18 protein-coding genes are annotated in these 19,208 nt (G+C 48.5%); 16 read left to right on the top strand and 2 right to left on the bottom strand.

Annotated elements, in window-relative coordinates; translation table 11 throughout:
• Positions 1 to 271: 271 nt before the first annotated feature.
• From H8876_RS04630 to H8876_RS04620, 3 genes are all read left to right on the top strand, one after another.
• Entirely contained in the window at positions 272 to 1,951 is a 1,680-nt protein-coding gene (locus H8876_RS04630) for a Na/Pi cotransporter family protein (RefSeq protein ID WP_249286732.1), read from the top strand.
• A gap of 76 nt (positions 1,952 to 2,027) precedes the next feature.
• Complete coding sequence (locus H8876_RS04625; protein ID WP_249286731.1) at positions 2,028 to 2,585, top strand: PepSY domain-containing protein; 558 nt, start codon at positions 2,028 to 2,030, stop codon at positions 2,583 to 2,585.
• 33 nt (positions 2,586 to 2,618) lie between these two features.
• Positions 2,619 to 3,824 (top strand): L-serine ammonia-lyase, iron-sulfur-dependent, subunit alpha, encoded by a 1,206-nt coding sequence (locus H8876_RS04620; protein ID WP_249286730.1) that lies wholly within the window; start codon positions 2,619 to 2,621, stop codon positions 3,822 to 3,824.
• On the opposite strand, the gene H8876_RS04615 is transcribed toward H8876_RS04620, so the two are convergent.
• The gene (locus H8876_RS04615; RefSeq protein ID WP_249286729.1) at positions 3,819 to 4,025 is read right to left on the bottom strand and encodes a helix-turn-helix transcriptional regulator; all 207 of its coding nucleotides are present in this window, start codon (positions 4,023 to 4,025) and stop codon (positions 3,819 to 3,821) included. The genes H8876_RS04620 and H8876_RS04615 overlap by 6 nt on opposite strands.
• Before the next feature lie 345 nt (positions 4,026 to 4,370).
• On the opposite strand from H8876_RS04615, the gene thiC reads away from it, so the two are divergent.
• From thiC to H8876_RS04550, 13 genes are all read left to right on the top strand, one after another.
• Positions 4,371 to 5,681, top strand: coding sequence for a phosphomethylpyrimidine synthase ThiC (thiC, locus tag H8876_RS04610; protein ID WP_177264998.1), 1,311 nt, complete (start codon positions 4,371 to 4,373; stop codon positions 5,679 to 5,681).
• 40 nt (positions 5,682 to 5,721) lie between these two features.
• The gene (locus H8876_RS04605; RefSeq protein WP_249286728.1) at positions 5,722 to 6,486 is read left to right on the top strand and encodes a DUF169 domain-containing protein; all 765 of its coding nucleotides are present in this window, start codon (positions 5,722 to 5,724) and stop codon (positions 6,484 to 6,486) included.
• Positions 6,487 to 6,502: 16 nt separating this feature from the next.
• Positions 6,503 to 7,411: a DUF445 domain-containing protein gene (locus tag H8876_RS04600; RefSeq protein ID WP_249286727.1), complete on the top strand. Its 909-nt coding sequence runs from the start codon at positions 6,503 to 6,505 to the stop codon at positions 7,409 to 7,411.
• A gap of 43 nt (positions 7,412 to 7,454) precedes the next feature.
• Positions 7,455 to 8,297, top strand: a complete 843-nt coding sequence (locus tag H8876_RS04595) for an AAA family ATPase (protein ID WP_249286726.1) — start codon at positions 7,455 to 7,457, stop codon at positions 8,295 to 8,297.
• The gene (locus tag H8876_RS04590) at positions 8,297 to 9,487 is read left to right on the top strand and encodes a VWA containing CoxE family protein (RefSeq protein ID WP_249286725.1); all 1,191 of its coding nucleotides are present in this window, start codon (positions 8,297 to 8,299) and stop codon (positions 9,485 to 9,487) included. Before H8876_RS04595 ends, H8876_RS04590 begins: the two co-directional genes overlap by 1 nt.
• Before the next feature lie 64 nt (positions 9,488 to 9,551).
• Positions 9,552 to 10,373 (top strand): hydroxyethylthiazole kinase, encoded by an 822-nt coding sequence (thiM, locus tag H8876_RS04585; RefSeq protein WP_249286724.1) that lies wholly within the window; start codon positions 9,552 to 9,554, stop codon positions 10,371 to 10,373.
• The gene (thiE, locus tag H8876_RS04580) at positions 10,360 to 11,025 is read left to right on the top strand and encodes a thiamine phosphate synthase (protein ID WP_249286723.1); all 666 of its coding nucleotides are present in this window, start codon (positions 10,360 to 10,362) and stop codon (positions 11,023 to 11,025) included. Before thiM ends, thiE begins: the two co-directional genes overlap by 14 nt.
• Positions 11,026 to 11,043: 18 nt before the next feature.
• A complete protein-coding gene (locus H8876_RS04575; protein WP_249286722.1) occupies positions 11,044 to 11,727 on the top strand; it encodes an HAD family hydrolase in 684 nt (227 codons plus the stop codon).
• A 24-nt stretch (positions 11,728 to 11,751) separates the two neighbouring features.
• Positions 11,752 to 12,561, top strand: a complete 810-nt coding sequence (thiD, locus tag H8876_RS04570) for a bifunctional hydroxymethylpyrimidine kinase/phosphomethylpyrimidine kinase (RefSeq protein ID WP_249286721.1) — start codon at positions 11,752 to 11,754, stop codon at positions 12,559 to 12,561.
• A 363-nt stretch (positions 12,562 to 12,924) separates the two neighbouring features.
• Entirely contained in the window at positions 12,925 to 13,173 is a 249-nt protein-coding gene (locus H8876_RS04565) for a TnpV protein (protein WP_465250732.1), read from the top strand.
• A gap of 140 nt (positions 13,174 to 13,313) precedes the next feature.
• Entirely contained in the window at positions 13,314 to 13,748 is a 435-nt protein-coding gene (locus H8876_RS04560; RefSeq protein WP_249286720.1) for a hypothetical protein, read from the top strand.
• 356 nt (positions 13,749 to 14,104) lie between these two features.
• The gene (locus H8876_RS04555; RefSeq protein WP_249286719.1) at positions 14,105 to 17,854 is read left to right on the top strand and encodes a leucine-rich repeat protein; all 3,750 of its coding nucleotides are present in this window, start codon (positions 14,105 to 14,107) and stop codon (positions 17,852 to 17,854) included.
• Between the two features lie 244 nt (positions 17,855 to 18,098).
• Positions 18,099 to 18,236, top strand: a complete 138-nt coding sequence (locus H8876_RS04550; RefSeq protein ID WP_249286718.1) for a hypothetical protein — start codon at positions 18,099 to 18,101, stop codon at positions 18,234 to 18,236.
• Positions 18,237 to 18,668: 432 nt separating this feature from the next.
• Here the strand turns inward: H8876_RS04550 and H8876_RS04545 are convergent.
• A partial coding sequence (locus H8876_RS04545; RefSeq protein ID WP_249286717.1) for a DDE-type integrase/transposase/recombinase occupies positions 18,669 to 19,208 on the bottom strand: 540 nt, incomplete at its 5' end.

Raw genomic sequence — 19,208 nt, 5'->3', positions numbered from 1 at the left:
AACAGCGATACCTTTGGGATCCTTCCGAAGGCTTTACTGTTTTTTTATTTTCCATCATTTTACAAACATTTAACATAGCGCCTGGGTCTGAATCATAGGGAAGAACAAGCCTTGCCAGAAGCAGAGTAAAAATACATATCAGTCTTAACCCACCCTTAACATTACCTTCAAACTTAATATCGAATTAACAGGGCTGTTAAACGTAAGTTAACACAGCCCTTTTATAATAAGAGCAATAAGAATAGATAATTAAGATCAGAAGGAGAAACTAATGAACGACGCTTTTCAGATCACATTCGGCCTGCTGGGCGGGCTGGCAATCTTTATTTTCGGCATGAACATGATGAGTGAGTCGCTGCAAAAGGCGGCCGGGGAAAAGATGAAGAAGATCCTGGGGATCCTTACGGTGAATCCGGTGATGGGGGTCCTGGCAGGAACCATTGCAACGGCGGTGATGCAGAGCAGCAGTGCCACGACGGTCATGGTCATCGGGTTCGTCAGTGCAGGGTTGATGACTTTGAAGCAGGGTATTTCCGTTATTCTGGGAGCCAATATCGGGACCACGATGACAGCACAGCTTCTGGCATTTAACATCAGTGATTATATTTTCGTCATCATTTTCGTGGGCTTTATCGTGTCCTTTGTCTTTAAATCAGAAAAAATCAAGAGCATCGGTCAGACGATCTTCGCATTCGGGCTGCTGTTTGAGGGCATACAGATCATGAGCAGCGTGATGAAACCGCTGGCGGAAAGTCCGGTTTTCATCAATATGATCGATCACGTTTCCGGAATACCGGTGCTTGGCGTACTGGTGGGAACGCTGATGACTCTGGTGGTGCAAAGCAGCAGCGCGACCATTGCGGTTCTGCAGAACTTTGCAGCGCAGGCAGGCCCGGATGGCGTTTCCAGCATCATCGGCCTGGAAGGTGCCATCCCTGTTCTTCTGGGGGATAACATAGGAACGACGATCACGGCGCTTTTAGCGTGTATCGGTCAGAGCCGTGATGCAAAGCGCACGGCGCTGGCTCATTGTACCTTCAATATAACAGGAGCTTTTCTGTTCATCTGGTTCGTGAAGCCGTATGCTCATTTTATCCAGGCGATCTCTACAAAGGGTCCGGAAGTTGAAGTCATTGCAAGGCAGATCGCTAACGCTCATACGATCTTTAACATCACCATGACGCTGATCTGGCTGCCTCTGATCTGGCTGCTGGTGAAAATCGTGGTAAAGATCCTGCCGTACAAGGAGAAGAACAGCAAGCAGAAGGACGTTCCGATTTTCCTGGATCCGCGTCTGATCTCACAGCCGGCTGCTGCTATGGAAATGGTGGCGCGTGAGATCCTGCGGTGCAGTGGTATGGTGGAGCAAATGATCCATCGTCTGAACCACGCCATCGAGAGACAGGATCTGCGCCGTGTGGATTCTATCTTGAGACAGGCTGTCGTTGTAAGAAAGCTTTACGACAATATCGTATCGTATCTTTCCAGTCTTTTTTCTTCCGGTTCTATGACGGAAGAGCAGGCGACTCAGACAGCGGGCATGATGTACATATTGAGCGATATCGAGAGGGCAGACGCCCTTTGCACAGAGGCGACGGAGTCTTTGCAGAGTATCCTGGAAAAGAAGCACAAGCTTTCGCCGGAGGCTGTGGAAGATCTGTGCCGGGGATTGCAAATCATAGAAGATATGTATCGGAATGTGCTGGAAGTTATTCGGACAGGTAATGGTGAGGATGCGCGGAAGATCGTTCATAAAAAGGATAACGTGCTGGACCTGACTCTGAAGCTGCGTAAAAATCACATGAAGCGTGTAAAACAGGGAGCATGTGACTCGGAGATGACAAGCGACTTTACGAGGATCCTTCACAGTTTCGATCGAATCGGCAATTCCTGTGCAAACATTGCGGATGCTGCACTGACAGGAGTCAGCTTTGAGTCGGTTTTGAAATAAAAGGATAGAATTTATCCCGGAATCTGTGATATACTAAAACAACTTGGAAATTCAATAGATGAAGAGGGGATTTTTTATGGAACAGAAGAACCGAAAAAAGGGAATGATCATCGGAGGGATCATAGCAGCAGTTGTGGTGATCGCTCTTCTGGTGTGCTGGCTGATGGGTCTTTTTGGCGGGATCAGCAGCGTGAAGGCGGAGGAGATCGCCAGAGACGATGCAGGGCTTGGCGATGCGCAGTATTCCATCGCAGTGGACAAGACTTTCGATGACGGCTGCATGAAATACGATGTGACCATCGTCAGCGATGGCATTCTGTACAACTATCAGATAAATGTACGCAATGGCAAGATCACCGGCAGAGAAAAGCAGGACACTAATTATGGACAGGATGATTCTGGTCAGCAGGCGGTGCAGACGACGGATATCGGCATCGAAAAAGCGGCAGAGATCGCATTGGAGAATGTTCCCGGTGCAGATGCGGACTGCATCACGGAGATGGATGTAGATACGGAACACGGGGCGATCGTGTATGAGATCGAGATCAAATACGATGGTTCGAAGCACGAGTTTGAAATCGATGGCGCAACAGGCAAGATCCTAAAGCGCAGCGACGAAGGCGCAGCGAATTAAGAGCGACTTTAAAAGGAACGGAAGACTGACAATATGGAATCATTAAGAGAATTATTTAAAATAGGAAAGGGTCCGTCCTCGTCCCATACCATGGGACCGGAGAGAGCAGCAAGAATTATTAAAAAAAGATTTGGAGAGGACGCCGAATATGTGGTGGATCTTTACGGATCACTCTCCATGACGGGAAAGGGACATCTGACCGACTACATCATACATGAAACACTGGGAGAAAACTGCCAGGTGAATTTCTGCGAAGAAACCCTGCCGTTTCATCCCAACGGTATGGTGTTTCACATCTATCAAGACGGCGAGCTAAAAGATGATATTACGGCATATTCTGTCGGCGGAGGATCCATCATCTGGGAGGGTGAGGATGATTTTAGCATGTCAAGAAAAAATGTATATCGCGAAAAGAATTTAAAAGAGATCCTGGAAACTCTGGATCGAAATGCCTATTCTTTTTACGATTATGTGATGGAGCATGAAAATGCTCTCTTTGTTGATTATCTGTATGAAATACTGGATACGATGTTTGATTCTGTGGAGCGAGGTCTGAAGCGGGAAGGTACGATCCCCGGCAAGCTCCAGCTTCCTCGTGTGGCCAAGCAGATGTATACGCAGGCCATCAATCTGCCGGCAGGAAGTGAACGGGAAACACTGATCCTCAGTAGTTATGCCTATGCGGTCGCAGAAGAAAATGCTTCAGGGCAGACCATCGTTACTGCACCGACCTGCGGTTCCAGCGGGGTCCTTCCGGCCATCCTGTATTACTGCTACAAGCAGCTGAATGTAGAGAAACCTCGGCTCATCAAAGCTCTTGCTGTTGCCGGTGTTTTTGGCAATGTAATCAAGAACAACGCCAGCATTTCCGGTGCTGACGCAGGATGTCAGGCAGAGATCGGAAGCGCCTGTGCTATGGGTGCAGCACTGTATGCCTGGATCCTGGGACTCAACAACAGTCTGATCGAATACGCCGCAGAAATGGGGCTGGAACACAACCTGGGGCTTACCTGCGATCCGGTTGGCGGCTATGTTCAGATCCCGTGCATCGAGCGAAACGGCTACGCAGCACTTCGAGCCATCGACTGTGCGATCTACGCCAAGAACCTGGGATACGTCCGTAAAAACAAAGTATCCTTTGATGCCGTAGTAAACGTAATGAAAAACACCGGTCACGATTTGAATAAAGCCTATAAAGAAACTTCTCTGGGCGGACTGGCTCTGGAGTTTGATTTATAGGAGTGCCTGCTCCTCCCAAAACAGCTCATCCAGAGTCTTATCCAGCACCTTGCAGATCGCGATACATAACTTAATAGTCGGATTATAGTCGCCCTTTTCGATGGCATTGATGGTCTGGCGGGAAACGCCCACCAGATCGGCCAGAGCCTGCTGAGAGAGATCTTTGGCAGCACGGGCGGCTTTTAATTTTAGATTTTTCATTGGTTAGTTTGCCTCCTTGTCATTACGAATGTAGCACTATCTGACCATATTGCAATCCGCAGTCCTTTCGTGTAAAATAAAATCTGTAGTTTTAAAAGCGGTAAATTGGGGACACCACCTTGTGCCGCTATACAAAAGCCGGATCGGCAGAACTCTTTGCAGTTTTATGCAAAGGATCCTGCTTGAGTTCCGGAGATCTTCGGGTTATCCCGGAGAAGGCGTCGGCAAGAAAAACGGGAAGCCTGCGGCTTTCCGGAAATGACAGCAGCTCCCACTGCTGTCTGTTTTGCTAACGTCTGATTCCTATAGTTTTGATCATGTGAATAAAGAATGGAGGCAAAACAAATGAGAAACTATACGACGCAGATGGATGCAGCACGAAAAGGGATCCTGACACCGGAAATCAAGACGGTGGCGGAGAAAGAACACATGGATGAAGACAAGCTGATGAAGCTGGTGGCAGAGGGCAAAGTTGCGATCTGTGCCAACAAAAATCACACCTGCCTGAGCGCAGAGGGCGTAGGCAGCATGCTTCGCACCAAGATCAACGTCAATCTGGGTGTTTCCCGTGACTGCAAGGATTACGATGTAGAAATGAAAAAAGTGATGAGCGCGGTAAATCTGGGCGCGGAGGCCATCATGGATCTTTCCAGCCATGGAGATACCCAGCCGTTTCGTCGCAAGCTGACCAGCGAATGTCCTGTTATGATCGGGACTGTTCCGGTCTATGATAGTGTGATCCATTACCAGAGAGATCTGGCAACTCTGTCTGCACAGGATTTTATAGATGTGATACGAATGCACGCAGAAGATGGCGTGGACTTTGTTACGCTTCACTGCGGGATCACACAGAAAACCATCGAACAGATCAAGAAACACAAGAGAAAGATGAATATCGTCAGCCGCGGCGGAAGCCTGGTATTTGCCTGGATGAGCATGACTGGCGAGGAAAATCCGTTCTATGAACATTATGACGAGATCCTTGATATCTGTGAGGAATACGATGTGACCATTTCCCTGGGAGACGCATGTCGTCCGGGATGTCTGGCTGATGCTACCGATGTTTGTCAGATCGAAGAACTGGTCCGCCTGGGTGAGCTGACGAAACGAGCATGGGATCACAACGTTCAGGTCATGGTAGAAGGCCCTGGACACGTGCCTCTCGACCAGGTGGCAGCTAATATGAAAGTGCAGCAGAGCATCTGCATGGGAGCACCGTTCTACGTGCTGGGACCGATCGTAACAGATATCGCACCGGGATATGACCACATCACATCTGCCATCGGCGGAGCGGTAGCAGCAATGAGCGGAGCATCGTTCCTGTGCTATGTCACGCCGGCGGAGCACCTTGCACTGCCTGACGTTGAGGATACGAAACAGGGTATCATCGCATCCAAGATCGCGGCTCACGCAGCGGATATTGCCAAGGGCGTTCCGGGAGCACGCGACATTGATGATCGTATGGCGGACGCACGGCAGAAACTGGACTGGGAAGCTCAGTATGAATGTGCACTGGATCCGGAAACGGCGAGAGCTATCCGCGACAGCAGAGCACCCGAGGAAGATCACGGAGATACCTGCAGCATGTGTGGCAAGTTCTGTGCAGTGCGCAGCATGAACAAAGCCCTGGCAGGAGAATATATCGATATTTTATAAAAGAAATATCTCTTTTTAATGAGGAAAGGTTGGTAGTAACATGAGCTATTCGGAACTGGTAAAGGAATTAAAACTGGAAAACCGGCTGATGGCAGTCACAAGAGTGCACGCGAAAGACGAGAAGGTGAACGATATCTTTGGATGTGTCTATAAACGGTTTGAAAGAGTGCTGAACGGGGAGACTCTTGTATTAAAGGAAGGTTCCTGCAGCTGTGGGGGGTTCGATCACAACAGCGGTCTCAACGACGAAAAACCGAAGATCCCCGGTGGATTCGGCGTATTTCTGTCCTATGGTTCCGACCAGCAGTGGACGCCGCCCGGCGAAAAATTCAAGTGCGATCCACAAACGGCAGATGCTATGTTCCAGCAGCTTCCTAAAGACGTGATGGATGGTTTCGATGCCATCAGATTCGAGCCATACAAGGAAGGTATGAAGCCTGATCTGGTTGTTGCATTCGTGGATCCGGATCAGCTGTCCGGTATGCTGGTGCTTCATGGCTATAACAAGTCGGCTTACGATACCGCTATCGCCACGACAGTCTCAGGATGTGCGTCCATGCTGCGGATCCCGTTTGCAGAGATGAAGAAGGATCAGCCGCGTGCGGTCATAACAGGAACTGACCTGGCGCAGCGTCATCTTATCGATGAAAATCTGGTAGCGCTTTCTATCGCCGGATGGGAGTTTAACCAGATTTTAGATATCACGCAGGAGTGTTACTTCCACTCGCCAGTCTTCAAAAAGATCCGCCTGCGGATCCATAAGGACGACGCTGTTCCTGAAAAGAAATATACATCATTAGCATAGCAAAGGAGCTGACATCATGGACTTGACGATCATAGCCGGCCCTCTGATCGGGGCAGTTATCGGCTATTTCACCAATTATCTGGCAGTTAAAATGCTGTTCCGTCCGAGAAGAGAAATCAAGATCGGCAGCAAAACACTGCCTTTCACACCGGGAGTCATCCCGAAAGGAAAGCCGCGGCTGGCACGGGTGATCGGGCGGACGGTCGCAGACACCCTGGTCACAGGCGAGGATATCAGAAAGAGCCTGCTGTCGGACTCTATGCAGGAGGCTGTGGCAGATAAGGCAGAGTCCATCCTGCAAAGCAGACTGCAGACAGCAGTCTGCCGTCTGACCCGCTGGGATGACAAGGAGTACGAGACGACAAAAGAAAAAGTGTGCGATAAGCTGAGCCAGGAAATCTACGAAACCGTACTGCAGATGCCTTTGCAGGAAAAAATCTCGGAATCCATGCTCCGGTACGCTCAGGAAAAACTGGCGGAAATGGGCGGAGACGGCATGATGGGCGGCATGATCGCCATGATGCTCCCGCCGGAACGTCTGGCGTCGATCATCGAGCCTGCAGGAGAGAAAATGCAGAAGTATGTGAAAGACCACGGACTGGAATACATCCGCCCGGCGCTGGAACAGAAAGTCGATGAGATGGGAGAAAAATCCGGAGTTCAGATGCTGTATGACTTTTCCATCAGCAAGGATATGGTGCGGAGTACCGTGAAGTCTTTTTATGCCCATGCAGTGGAAGATCATATGGACGGATTCATGCAGAAGATCGATCTGGCGTCGCTCATTGAGGACAAGATCAACGCCATGGATGTCATGGAACTGGAGAACATGGTGCTTTCGGTCATGAAAAAAGAGCTCAATACTATCGTCAATCTTGGCGCGCTGATCGGATTTGTGATCGGCATCCTGAATATTTTTATTTAAGTGCGACTCTTGAAACATGGTAAAAAAATAAGGAATAAAGGATATGAACGAATCAAATTATCAATTCCGGGGAACGGACGATTACATTATCAGCGATGATCTGATGTTGACGGCAAATATTGCCATCAGAATGAACAAGCCTCTGCTGGTCAAAGGCGAACCGGGCACAGGCAAGACGGCACTGGCAGAATCCATTGCCAAGGCCCTCGGAAGGAAGCTGATCGTCTGGAGCATCAAATCCACCACGAAAGCGCAGGACGGGCTGTATCAGTACGATGTGGTCCGGCGGCTCTATGACAGTGAGCTGGGCAATGAAGGTGTGGATGACGTCAGCAGATATATCAAAATGGGCAAGATCGGCGAGGCGTTTTGCGCTGATGAGCAGTGCGTCCTGCTCATCGATGAGATCGATAAAGCGGATCTGGAATTCCCCAACGACCTTTTATGGGAGCTGGACCGTATGGAATTTTATATCCCGGAAACCGACGAGACCATAAAGGCGAAGCATTCCCCCATCGTTATCATCACATCCAATGCGGAGAAAGAACTGCCGGATGCTTTCCTGCGCCGGTGCGCGTTCCATTTCATCGAGTTCCCAGACGAAAAGCTGATGCGGGACATCATACTGGCGCATTATCCGGACATTGAGACGGAACTGATGGATCAGGTGCTGGACGCCTTTTTCTACGTGCGGGAGTACTTCGAGCTGAAGAAAAAACCGAGCACCAGCGAGGTGCTGGACTGGATCGGCGCACTGAAACTTTCAGGAATACCGACGGATAAACTGAGATCCGACCTGCCGCTTTTAAGCTTCCTTATCAAAAAGGATGAGGACCTGGAAACGGTAAAACAGAGCACCGGCGGCCTTCGCGGAGGACTGCGGTAATGTTCCTGGGATTTTTGCTGTTCCTGCGAAGCGGCGGACTCAAAGTGACGCTTCACGACTGGATGTCTCTTATCGAGGGACTGCACCAGGGGCTTCACGGTCAGAGCTTCCATGGGTTTTATATCCTTTGCAGGACGCTGCTTGTCAAGACGGAGAGCGATCTGGACAAGTTCGACGAGATGTTTCACCGATATTTCGAGGCTGTAGATCCTGTAAAGATCTCGCAGGAGATCAGAGAGCTTACGGCGCAGCCTGATGTTGCTGCAAAGGTATTTGCCGGGTATTTTCAGAAGAATGACATGCCCCTTGGTGAAGCGATGCTGCAGATAGAAGAACGTCTGGCAGAGACCAGAGAACTTTTATCTGCACCGGTGGCGGTAAATGCTGCAACGGCATTCGGCAATGTGCCTGGCGGGACAGGAGCAGGCCCGGGAACAGGTAATGGTGCCATGATGCAGGGAGCAGGTGGGAAGAGTATCGTTCATGCGCGCGGAGACAGACAGTTTCGCGACTGGCGGACCGACTGCACCATCGAATCAAGACAGTTTCAGATGGCGTTCCGACTGCTGCGGGAACTGTCACGCAAGCTGGAAACCAGCGAGGAAGAGCTGGATATTCGCGGTACGATAGATCATACCTGCAGACGGGGCGGGATCCTGGACATCCGGATGCAGCCGCCGCGAAAGAACCGGCTGAAGGTCATGATCCTCATCGATTCAGGCGGATCTATGCGGCCTTACGAGCAGCTTTGCAGTCTGCTGTTTCAGTCGCTGCATAAGGCAAATACTTTTTCTGATCTGAAGATCTATTATTTTCATAACTGCTTGGAGCAGCGGGTCTATGAAGACCCGGAAGTGGATCCGGCGAAAAGCATTAAAACCGACTGGATCCTGCGGAATATTTCCAGCGAGTACAAGGTCATCTTCGTGGGAGATGCGGATATGGCGATCCATGAACTGATGGATGGTTCCGGCAGCAGCTGGTCGACAGCTTCCGACGATGGCATCACCTGGTTCCGAAGATTTCGGGAGAAATATCCTCATTCCATCTGGCTCCATCCCCAGGAGCGGGAGCAGGAGCTGGCATGGATGCCGGAATCTTTCGTTGAGATCGAAAAAGTTTTTCCCATGTTCCGGCTTTCCATCGACGGACTTAAAGACGGGATGTACAAGCTGATGCGAGGGAACTAATGAGACGATTTCCCCGCTCCGGACGGCCGGAGCATTATTTTATTTATCTGCGGGAGGTATAAAAATGATCAAGACATGCATGGACAACGTGCGGGAAAAGGCACCGCTGGTCCACAACATTACAAATTACGTTACTGTAAACGACGTCGCTAACGTCCTGCTGGCATGCGGAGGAAGTCCCATCATGTCAGATGAACCGGACGACGTGGAGGATATCACATCCATCTGCGTAGGACTTAATATCAATATCGGAACACTGAACAAGAGATCCATCGAGAGCATGTTCCTGGCTGGTAAAAAATCCAAAGCACTGGGGCACGTACTGCTGCTGGATCCAGTAGGCGCAGGGGCAAGCAAGCTGCGGACGGAAACGGCCGTGAAGATTTTAGACGAATTGAAACCGGACGTGATCCGCGGGAATATTTCCGAGATCAAGACGCTGGCTTTGGGAAGCGGCACCACCAGGGGCGTGGACGCCGATGTAGCTGACGCCGTGACGGAAAGCACCCTGGACAACGCCGTAGCCTTTGCAAAAAACTTTGCAGCGAAAACCGACAGCATCATCGCCATCACCGGAGCTATCGATCTTGTTGCAGACGCGGAAAACTGTTACGTTATCCGAAACGGCAGAGCTGAAATGGGGCGTATCACCGGAACAGGATGCCAGCTTTCAGGCATGATGACGGCGTTCCTTGCAGCAAACCCGGAAAACAAGCTGGCTGCGGCAGCTGCAGCGGTGTGCGCTATGGGACTTGCCGGAGAGATCGGCTGGAGCCACATGGCAGAAGGAGATGGGAATTCAACGTATCGTAACCGGATCATTGATGCGATCTTTAACATGGATGGTGAAACCCTGAAAAGAGGAGCAAAATATGAAGTGCGCTAAAAAAGATCTATTATTATACGCCGTGACTGACCGGCGGTGGCTGGCAGACGGTGAGACATTATATCAGGTAGTGGAACAGGCTATCGACGGTGGAGTGACTTTCGTGCAGCTCAGGGAAAAAGAACTGGCAAAAGACTTGTTCCTGGAGGAAGCCAAGGAGATCAAGAAACTCTGCAATGCCCGGAAGATCCCGTTCGTCATCAACGACAGCGTGGACATTGCATTAGCCATGGATGCCGACGGCGTCCACGTGGGACAGAGCGATATGGAGGCCGGAGACGTTCGGGAGAAATTAGGTCCGGACAAGATCATCGGCGTGTCAGCGCAGACTGTGGAGCAGGCGAAGCTGGCTGAGGCTCACGGAGCGGACTATCTGGGTGTGGGAGCGGTATTTGCGACTGGCTCCAAGGATGACGCAGTAGAGGTCGGTCCCCAGACGCTTCGGGATATCTGTCAGGCGGTCAGCATACCAGTTATCGCTATCGGCGGCATCAGCAAAGAAAATGTCTCTCAGCTGACAGGAAGCGGGATCTGCGGCATCGCGGTCATCAGCGCGATCTTTGCACAAAAAGACGTGAAGGCAGCATCGAAAGAACTTCACGACCTGACGGCAGAAATGGTGACAGCACCCGCGGAGGCTTTGCAGGAATAAAGGATATAAGGAGCGAGAATGAACGACAAGACAAAAAAACGATGTATCCGGGGAGCGATCTTCGATGTGGACGGAACGTTGCTGGACTCCATGAAAATCTGGGACAATGCGGGAGAACGCTATTTGCAAAGCCGGGGCAGGCAGGCAGAACCGGGGCTTTCCCGGATCCTGTTTTCCATGAGCCTGGCAGACGGCGCGACCTATTTAAAAGAAACCTATGAGCTGCCGGAGACTACCGGCGAGATCCATCAGGGGATCCTGGATATCGTGGATGCGTTTTACCACGACGAGGCACAGGCCAAGGCAGGTGTGCGGGAGTTGCTGGAAGCCCTTTCTGCAAAGGGCGTTGCCATGACCATCGCCACGTCCAGTGATAAGCGGCAGATCCGCAGTGCGCTGGAGCACCTTGATATGGCAAAGTATTTTCAGGAGATCTTCACCTGCGGTGAAGTGGGCGTCAGTAAAAATGAGCCGGTGATATTTCACCAGGCGGCTGCACTCATGGGGACTGCACCGGAAGATACCTGTGTCGTGGAGGATGGATTGTATGCTGTCAGGACGGCCAATAAAGCGGGGTATTTCACCGTAGGTGTGTACGACGCTTCCAGCCGTGATGACTGGCAGGATCTGCAGAAGGAGGCGGATCTGGCACTGGAATCTTTGGAAGATGTGCAGAGGATTATCGAAGAACTCACAGTATGATTTATATATAGAAAAGGAGAGGTTATGAAAACAGCATTAACGATCGCTGGCAGTGATTCCAGCGGAGGCGCCGGTATCCAGGCGGATATCAAGACCATGGCTGCCAATGGCGTGTATGCTATGAGTGCGATCACTGCCCTGACCGCACAGAATACGACGGGTGTATCGGATATCATGGAAGTGACGCCGAAGTTTCTGGGAGAACAGATCGATTCTGTTTTTACAGATATCCGCCCCGGTGCCGTGAAGATCGGCATGGTGGCATCTGCGCAGCTCATCAGCAAGATCGCTGAGAAGTTAAAGGAATACGATGCGAAAAACGTGGTGGTGGATCCGGTGATGGTAGCGACCAGCGGGGCGAAGCTCATCAGCGATGATGCCATCGAAACGTTGAAAACCGAGCTCATGCCTCTGGCGGATCTTCTGACTCCAAACATCCCGGAGGCAGAGGTGCTTGCTGATATGAAGATCGGAAGTGAAGCGGAGATGGAGGCGGCGGCAGGGATCATCAGCCGGAAATACGGCTGCGACGTTCTCTGCAAAGGCGGACACAAGGTGAGCGATGCCAGCGATCTGCTGTGCACAGATTCGCAGCGCATCTGGTTTCGGGGCGAGCGGATCGACAATCCCAATACCCACGGTACGGGATGCACCCTTTCCAGCGCTATTGCATCGAATCTCGCTAAAGGCTTTTCCATGGAAAAATCCATTGAGCGCGCCAAGGCGTATATCACAGGAGCTCTGTCCGCCCGGCTCGATCTGGGACAGGGCAGCGGGCCGATGGATCATACATTTGATATCAAAAGTGCTTTTACGGAAGAGGCTGCTGAATAAGGAGATGCAGACCTGCGGGTTTGAAGACCCGATCTGGGGGAGTTTAGAATCATGAATTCCCATATTTGATTTTTTCGAAGCTATATGGGAACTGCCAAGCGGAAAATAGTTAAAAATCCGTATACCGTACATGCTATAGTTCCTAAAATGACGTAAAAATTTATTACCTGGGAACTGCCATTTTTTATCATGTAAATATATTGCAAAAAACTTCCCATCTTGATGTTTGTTTTTGCAAAACGGGAATCCAAAGAGGAGCATGTTGCTCGCAAACAGCAAAAAATCCAAATCAAGGTTGATTTTTTTGGGATATGGGAATTCATGATTTGTTGTGCGTGAGGATCCGCCCGAGGGGACTACTATCTGATTGCCGGAGAGGACGAACCGGAGAGCAGACCTATTGGCATACGGGGGCAGCGGCATTTGCGGTATCTGAATCAGCATCACAAGGTACTCTATTCCGAACTGCTGATAAGCGGCAAGCTGAACGATTACCTTGCCGACCTAAACGAGCAGGCAGAGGATATGTTCTCTCGGCTGGTAAAACAACTTGCCGAAAAGGAGGGTGTAACGGAAGCGATCAAAGCGGAAAACCAAATGCTGTGGGTATAGAAGATGAACAACATCCGCAAAACCGCTATGGAGATTGTTTCAAGCGATTTGATTTACGCATAACAAGCTATCAGAAAGGCTGCTGTCAGGCGACGGCGGCTTTTCTTTTTCGGGAAGTAATCAAGAAGTCATAAAGTTCCGTGAGTAATGGAAGAAGGCGGTGCTTTGAGCAAAAAGGTATTCACGAAACAACAGAGTATCTGGAAGCATTTCTCAGAAATCTGCTTTTGAACGAGAAAAATGAGCTTCATAATCGAACTCTTCATATAAGTGAACTTTTGAACGAAGAAAAAGTGGACATTGGGGATACAAAAGTGGATATTCAAGACAAAAAAGTGGATATTGAAAGTGTACTTTCCGAAAAAGGTAGTGATTTCTCAGTAAAAACGACAGTTCATATCCATAGACTCTTTGAGAAGTTTGATTTTGATGAGGTGTTTGGAAGAAGTGCAGTTATGGAGCTTCTTGAGTTGAAAGGTTCAGGTGCCTCAAAACTTCTTTCCAATTTGGTGCAGGCAGATATTATTGAGCCGGTATCCGGTCATGGAAAAGGAAAATATAAATTCAAGAAGTAATGTATATCTTATCTGAAGTTTTATTTTCCACGGTGCATTTGACAACGAGGCTCCTGCGACAGGAGCCTGGGAGGCGGGAGCAAGCAGCATATCACTTTAGCCTCCCGGCAGATAAGCCTCTCATGTCGCAGCTCATTATCATATGCGAAACATACAGGAAAAAGTAGAACTGCAACAAACCTTGACACTGGAGAGAAGAGATATTATAATAACACATAGTTAGTGCTCGCTAACCAATGATCAAAAAACAAACAATATAAGCATCAAACCACTGCAGTGCTTGATAACAAATTAGTGCATACAGCATCGGGGCCGGATGCTGTATGTCAATTTAAAAGATTACAAAGGAGGCAGGCTTGATTTTAAATTTAAAAAGCAGGGCCGCATATGTTTTAGCGGTCATCCTTGTGGTGCTCTTGGGAATTACACAGGTTGCGCCAGCATATGCGGGAACGGAAAGTGGTACAGACGGTCAGGGATTCGTTATAGAAAATGGCGTTTTGAAATCATATACAGGAACAGACAGCAAAGTAACAATACCTGATTCAGTTACAGAAATAGGTGAAAACGCTTTGAAAAACTCAACATGCACAAGCGTTACAATACCGAATTCTGTAACAAAGATAGGCAAGAATGCATTTTTTAATTCACGGATAACGGAGATCGACATACCGTCGTCGGTTAAAACGATTGACAGTATGGCGTTTTATGCGGCAAAGATCAAAACGGTAACTTTTCATGAAGGTCTTGAAAGTATAGGATACGGAGCTTTCAGCGAAGTATATTTCCCGGCGGGGACAACGATCGAAATCCCGGCAAGTGTATCCAGCATAGGCGGTGATGCGTTCGATTGTCTTGGACTCGGCGAAAACGGATTATCTGCAATCAAAGTCAAGGGAAAGGATACGACTCTTGGAAGCGGATTTGTAGCTTACTATAACAATGTCAAGGTATATGGGCATAAGAATTCGACTGCTGATACATATGTAAGCTCGTTAAAGACCTCAAAAGGGGATAGTTGCAGACTCGAATTTGTAGATATAGACAGTGCTTTGGATATTGCTGTTGAATCGGTGACAGTCACTCCGAAAAATATTGGACTTTCAACAGGCGGTGAGACCACCCTTTCGGCAAAGGTGCTGCCTGAAAATGCAACAAATAAAAAAATAACCTGGAGCTCATCGGATAATAATATCGCTACTGTTGATCAGAATGGTAAAGTAACTGCCGCTGCGGCAGGAACTGCAAAGATAACGGCAGCAGCGGGAGATAAAACAGGCGAATGCGTTGTTACAGTGAGCGATCCAGATGATTTTGAGATCACAGATGGTGTCCTTACCGCTTATAATGGCAGTGATACGAAAGTAATAATCCCTTCCGGTGTTAAGGAAATCGCCGCAAATGCATTTTCCAAAGGGACAAAAATCACAGAGCTTACGGTTCCGGAAGGTGTTACTAAAATCGCAGCGAAGGCGTTTTACGGTATGAATGCTCTGGAGACACTTAATCTCCCGGCATCGCTTACAACGGCAGGCGATTCGGAGGAATCGTGGTTCGGAGAACTGTTTGTCAGCGTATCTAAAACAGGTACCCCGCAGGGAATTCCAGTAAAGCTTGCGTCGATCAACGTGGCAGAAGGTGGCAAAACTTATTCTTCAAAAGATGGCGTGGTTTACAGTGCGGACGGAACTACACTCTTATACTGTCCCGCAAAAAAGACTTCTATTAGCTTTGATAAAAACACAACGACTTTTGGGAAATATGCGTTTTACAATAGTAAAATAAATTCTATGGAACTTCCGGAAAAGCTTGAGACCATAGGAGATGCAGCGTTTTACGCTTCATCGGTTAAATATCTGAAATTCCCGGATACTGTCAGAAAAATAGGGAAAAATGCATTTTTCAATGCAGCAATACAGTCTGTAAGTCTTAACGAAGGACTGGAGACGATTGGCGGATACGCTTTTTCGGCAGCTCACATAGGAGGAATAACGATTCCGGCATCTGTAAAGAGTATCGGCGAGTGGAATTTCGATTATGACTACGGAACGGATAAATATATTGTAATAAAAGGATCTGATACAACGATCGGCACATCTGCAATTCCATCCTGGTATGCTGTTGATGTGTACGCTCCATCGGGTTCTAAAGCGGAAGAGTATGTAAATAACGCAAAAGCGTCAGGCAGCAGCAAACTGAAATTTCACCCGATCGATGAATTTGTGGCTGCGACTGAGCTGAAAATCAGCGAATCTTCATTGACCCTTAGCAGGCAGGAAGAAAAAGCGCTCTTGGCTTCTGCAAATCCGGAAGGTTCCCATATGCCGATCGTATCATGGAGCAGCAGTGATACCAAAGTGGCAACTGTGAACAGCAAGGGAACTGTAACGGGAGTTCAGCCGGGAATGGCGGTGATTACTGCCAGAGCAGGTGATCTGACCGCTCAGTGCCAGATAAAGGTTGTCAAAGAGGACGAAGAGAGCGACTTTAGCATTTCGAAGGATGGACTGATCACAGGATATCTGGGAACTGACATGAGCAAGCTGCAGATCCCGGAGGAAGTGAACGGGACTAAGGTAAAAGGAATTGCAGAAGGTGCATTCAAGGGTCAGACGGCAATAAAAGAAGTCGTTCTGCCGGACGTTTCAATGTCTATAGAAAAAGAAGCTTTTCGCGGTTGTACGAATTTAACTGCTGTGAATTTTGACAAAGTGACCAGGATGGGAGAAGCTGCCTTTGCAGAAACGGGTCTTAAAAGCATCAAACTGGGCGAAGGACTTACATCGATTCCGAAAAAAGCTTTCCTGTCATGCAGAGCACTGACTGATGTTACCCTTTCAAAGACAGTGGAATCCATCGGAGAAAGTGCATTTTCCAATTGTAATGCGCTGACAAAAATAACGCTCAATGAAGGGCTGAAAACCATCGGACAGGAAGCACTTTACAGGACTCACATTTCAACACTGCATCTGCCATCTACATTTAAAGATATGGGTGGATCCTATATGGGAGATGTGTTCGAGGTTGCGGGAAAGAGTCCTGCGGACACGGCGATGAAGACTATCACGGTTTCTGATGATAACCCTCTTTACAGCAGCCATGATGGTATACTTTATAATAAAAATGCCACTAAAGTGGTGTTCTGCCCGAGAGGCGTGACAAGTGCAAAAGTACTTGACGGAGTTACGGAAATCGGAGACATGGCGTTCTTTATGTGTTTCGATCTGGAGTCCGTAAAGCTGCCGGATACGTTGAAAGTGGTTGGAAAAGGTGCATTCCAGTATGATGAAGCACTTACGGAGTGTGAACTACCGAAGGGCCTTGTGACGGTGAAGGATTCTGCTTTCTTCGGTGCAGAAAACTGGACTGGTGTCGATAGAATTCCATCAACGGTAAAAACAATAGGTGCATATGGTTTTGCAGAATGCAAAGGCAGCAAGCTGACAATTCCGGAAGGCATCACAAAAATCGAAGAATTCTCCTTCTGGGGATATGAAGAAGGTCTGGAGGAAATCAATCTGCCGTCAACACTCAAGATTATCGGAAACTCAGCATTTTCATGGGCCAAGGATGTGAAAAAGCTGGTGATTCCGGAAGGGGTCACTTCGATAGGTGCAGAGGCGTTTGCAAGACTGGATTCGCTGGAGAGTCTGACATTGCCATCCATGTTGCAGGAAATCGGATCGAAGGCGTTTATGGGCAAGGAAGGGAGCAATATGCTGAAAAGTGTGTACATCCCTTCCTCAGTAACCAGCATTGCAGATGATGCATTTCTTAATCGTGAGGACACTGTGATTATGACGGACAGCAAGGATAGTGCTGCAGCAGCCTTTGCAGAAGCGAACGGATTTGAGCTGAAAATTGTTTCGAAACCGGACCCGGTCAACCCTGACAAATCTGAAAAACCGGCGAGCGGTAGTGATCTGAATCATGGAAATGGTGCAGACAAGAATTCCGCAGGTCAATCAACCGGAAAGGCAGCTGATAAATCGGTTTCAACAGGCGATTCCACTGATCTGGCATTATGGATTGCCCTCATGCTGGCAGGGACTGCAGGATTAGCAGGGACAGCAGCATACGGTCGCCGGAGAAAAATGAATCACTAGTACAAATTGTCTTGTATATACTGAATAGAAAGGGAGCGGATTGCAGAATGTGCAGCCGCTCCCTTTGCAGTAGTGTGCCGGGCATGGCACAGTTCTAGCGGGTAAAAGCCCCGTCACGGGTATGTACCGCCAAGTGTAGCGAACCACAAGCCGAAAGCGGCAATGCCAAGGGGGAGGAAGTGGTGTAGCAAAGCCGGCGAGCCTATGATCCTACGAACAGAAACCGGAGCAACAAGTGGAATTAATGGAATGGATATTACAGGACGGGAATATTGACGAGGCAATAAAAGCAGTCAAGCGAAACAAAGGTGCCGCCGGAGGCGGCGGCAGGGATCATACATTTGATATCAAAAGTGCTTTTACGGAAGAGGCTGCTGAATAAGGCAATGCAGACCTGTGGGTTTGAAGACCCGATCTGGGGGGAGTTTAGAATCATGAATTCCCATATTTGATTTTTTCAAAGCTATATGGGAACTGCAAAGGGGAAAATAGTTAAAAATCCGTATACAGTACATGTTATAGTTCCTAAAATGACGTAAAAATTTATTACCTGGGAACTGCCATTTTTTATCATGTAAATATATTACAAAAAACTTCCCATCTTGATCTTTGTTTTTGCAAAACGGGAATCCAAAGAGGTGCATGTTGCTCGCAAACAGCAAAAAATCCAAATCGGAGTTGATTTTTTGGGAATATGGGAATTCATGATTTGTTGTGCGTGAGGATCCGCCCGATCTGCCAGGATCCGGATCTATCAAACCTGCCAGGACCCGGATCCGCCCGACCTGCCCAACTATCCGTGAGTGTAGGTTTGTCAAACATATGTTACACCATCAAGCACGAAATCATCTAAAACAGTTTGAGGAGATTTCCATCCTAGCGGGCGCATAGGAAAACGATTGTAATCCCTGTAGTTGTATCGCTGCAGCTGTTTTGAAAAATCCTCAAAGGAATAAAACTTATGAGTGGCGTAAAATCGTTCGTTATCTTTGCGATGACTGCGTTCTACTTTCCCATTATGCCTTGGTGTAAAAGGTTTGATCAGCTTATGGCAGATGTCGTTGTTTCTGAGTGTGCGTTGAAACATCGTTAGAGTTTCTTTTCCCGGCTGAGTAAAGCGTTTGGTGAATTCTGCGCCATTGTCTGTTTGAACACATTCTATAGGCATTGGAAAATGTCGGATAAGATGTTCGAGAAAAACAGAAGAGGAATAGGTGCTGTGTTCTTCAAAGGCCTCCACATAACGCCAGCGGGAATACTCGTCGATCGCAGTGTACTGATAGAATTTTTTACCTTCGGCATCACCGACCAGACAGACTGAGGGAACAAATTTAACGTCAATCTGGATGCGCTG

This window comes from Lentihominibacter faecis (genome assembly GCF_014306095.1).
Lineage (GTDB): Bacteria > Bacillota > Clostridia > Peptostreptococcales > Anaerovoracaceae > Lentihominibacter > Lentihominibacter faecis.
The sequence above is the reverse complement of the archived record's forward strand: the minus strand, read 5'-3'. Positions and strand labels throughout refer to the sequence as shown.

Coding starts and splice junctions, on each gene's coding strand:
- H8876_RS04620 (WP_249286730.1), top strand. CDS start 2,619: ATGGAATCATTAAGAGAATTATTTAAAATAGGAAAGGGTCCGTCCTCG.
- H8876_RS04630 (WP_249286732.1), top strand. CDS start 272: ATGAACGACGCTTTTCAGATCACATTCGGCCTGCTGGGCGGGCTGGCA.
- thiD (WP_249286721.1), top strand. CDS start 11,752: ATGAAAACAGCATTAACGATCGCTGGCAGTGATTCCAGCGGAGGCGCC.
- H8876_RS04590 (WP_249286725.1), top strand. CDS start 8,297: ATGTTCCTGGGATTTTTGCTGTTCCTGCGAAGCGGCGGACTCAAAGTG.
- thiM (WP_249286724.1), top strand. CDS start 9,552: ATGATCAAGACATGCATGGACAACGTGCGGGAAAAGGCACCGCTGGTC.
- H8876_RS04615 (WP_249286729.1), bottom strand. CDS start 4,025: ATGAAAAATCTAAAATTAAAAGCCGCCCGTGCTGCCAAAGATCTCTCT.
- thiC (WP_177264998.1), top strand. CDS start 4,371: ATGAGAAACTATACGACGCAGATGGATGCAGCACGAAAAGGGATCCTG.
- H8876_RS04600 (WP_249286727.1), top strand. CDS start 6,503: ATGGACTTGACGATCATAGCCGGCCCTCTGATCGGGGCAGTTATCGGC.
- thiE (WP_249286723.1), top strand. CDS start 10,360: ATGAAGTGCGCTAAAAAAGATCTATTATTATACGCCGTGACTGACCGG.
- H8876_RS04625 (WP_249286731.1), top strand. CDS start 2,028: ATGGAACAGAAGAACCGAAAAAAGGGAATGATCATCGGAGGGATCATA.
- H8876_RS04595 (WP_249286726.1), top strand. CDS start 7,455: ATGAACGAATCAAATTATCAATTCCGGGGAACGGACGATTACATTATC.
- H8876_RS04575 (WP_249286722.1), top strand. CDS start 11,044: ATGAACGACAAGACAAAAAAACGATGTATCCGGGGAGCGATCTTCGAT.
- H8876_RS04550 (WP_249286718.1), top strand. CDS start 18,099: ATGGAATGGATATTACAGGACGGGAATATTGACGAGGCAATAAAAGCA.
- H8876_RS04605 (WP_249286728.1), top strand. CDS start 5,722: ATGAGCTATTCGGAACTGGTAAAGGAATTAAAACTGGAAAACCGGCTG.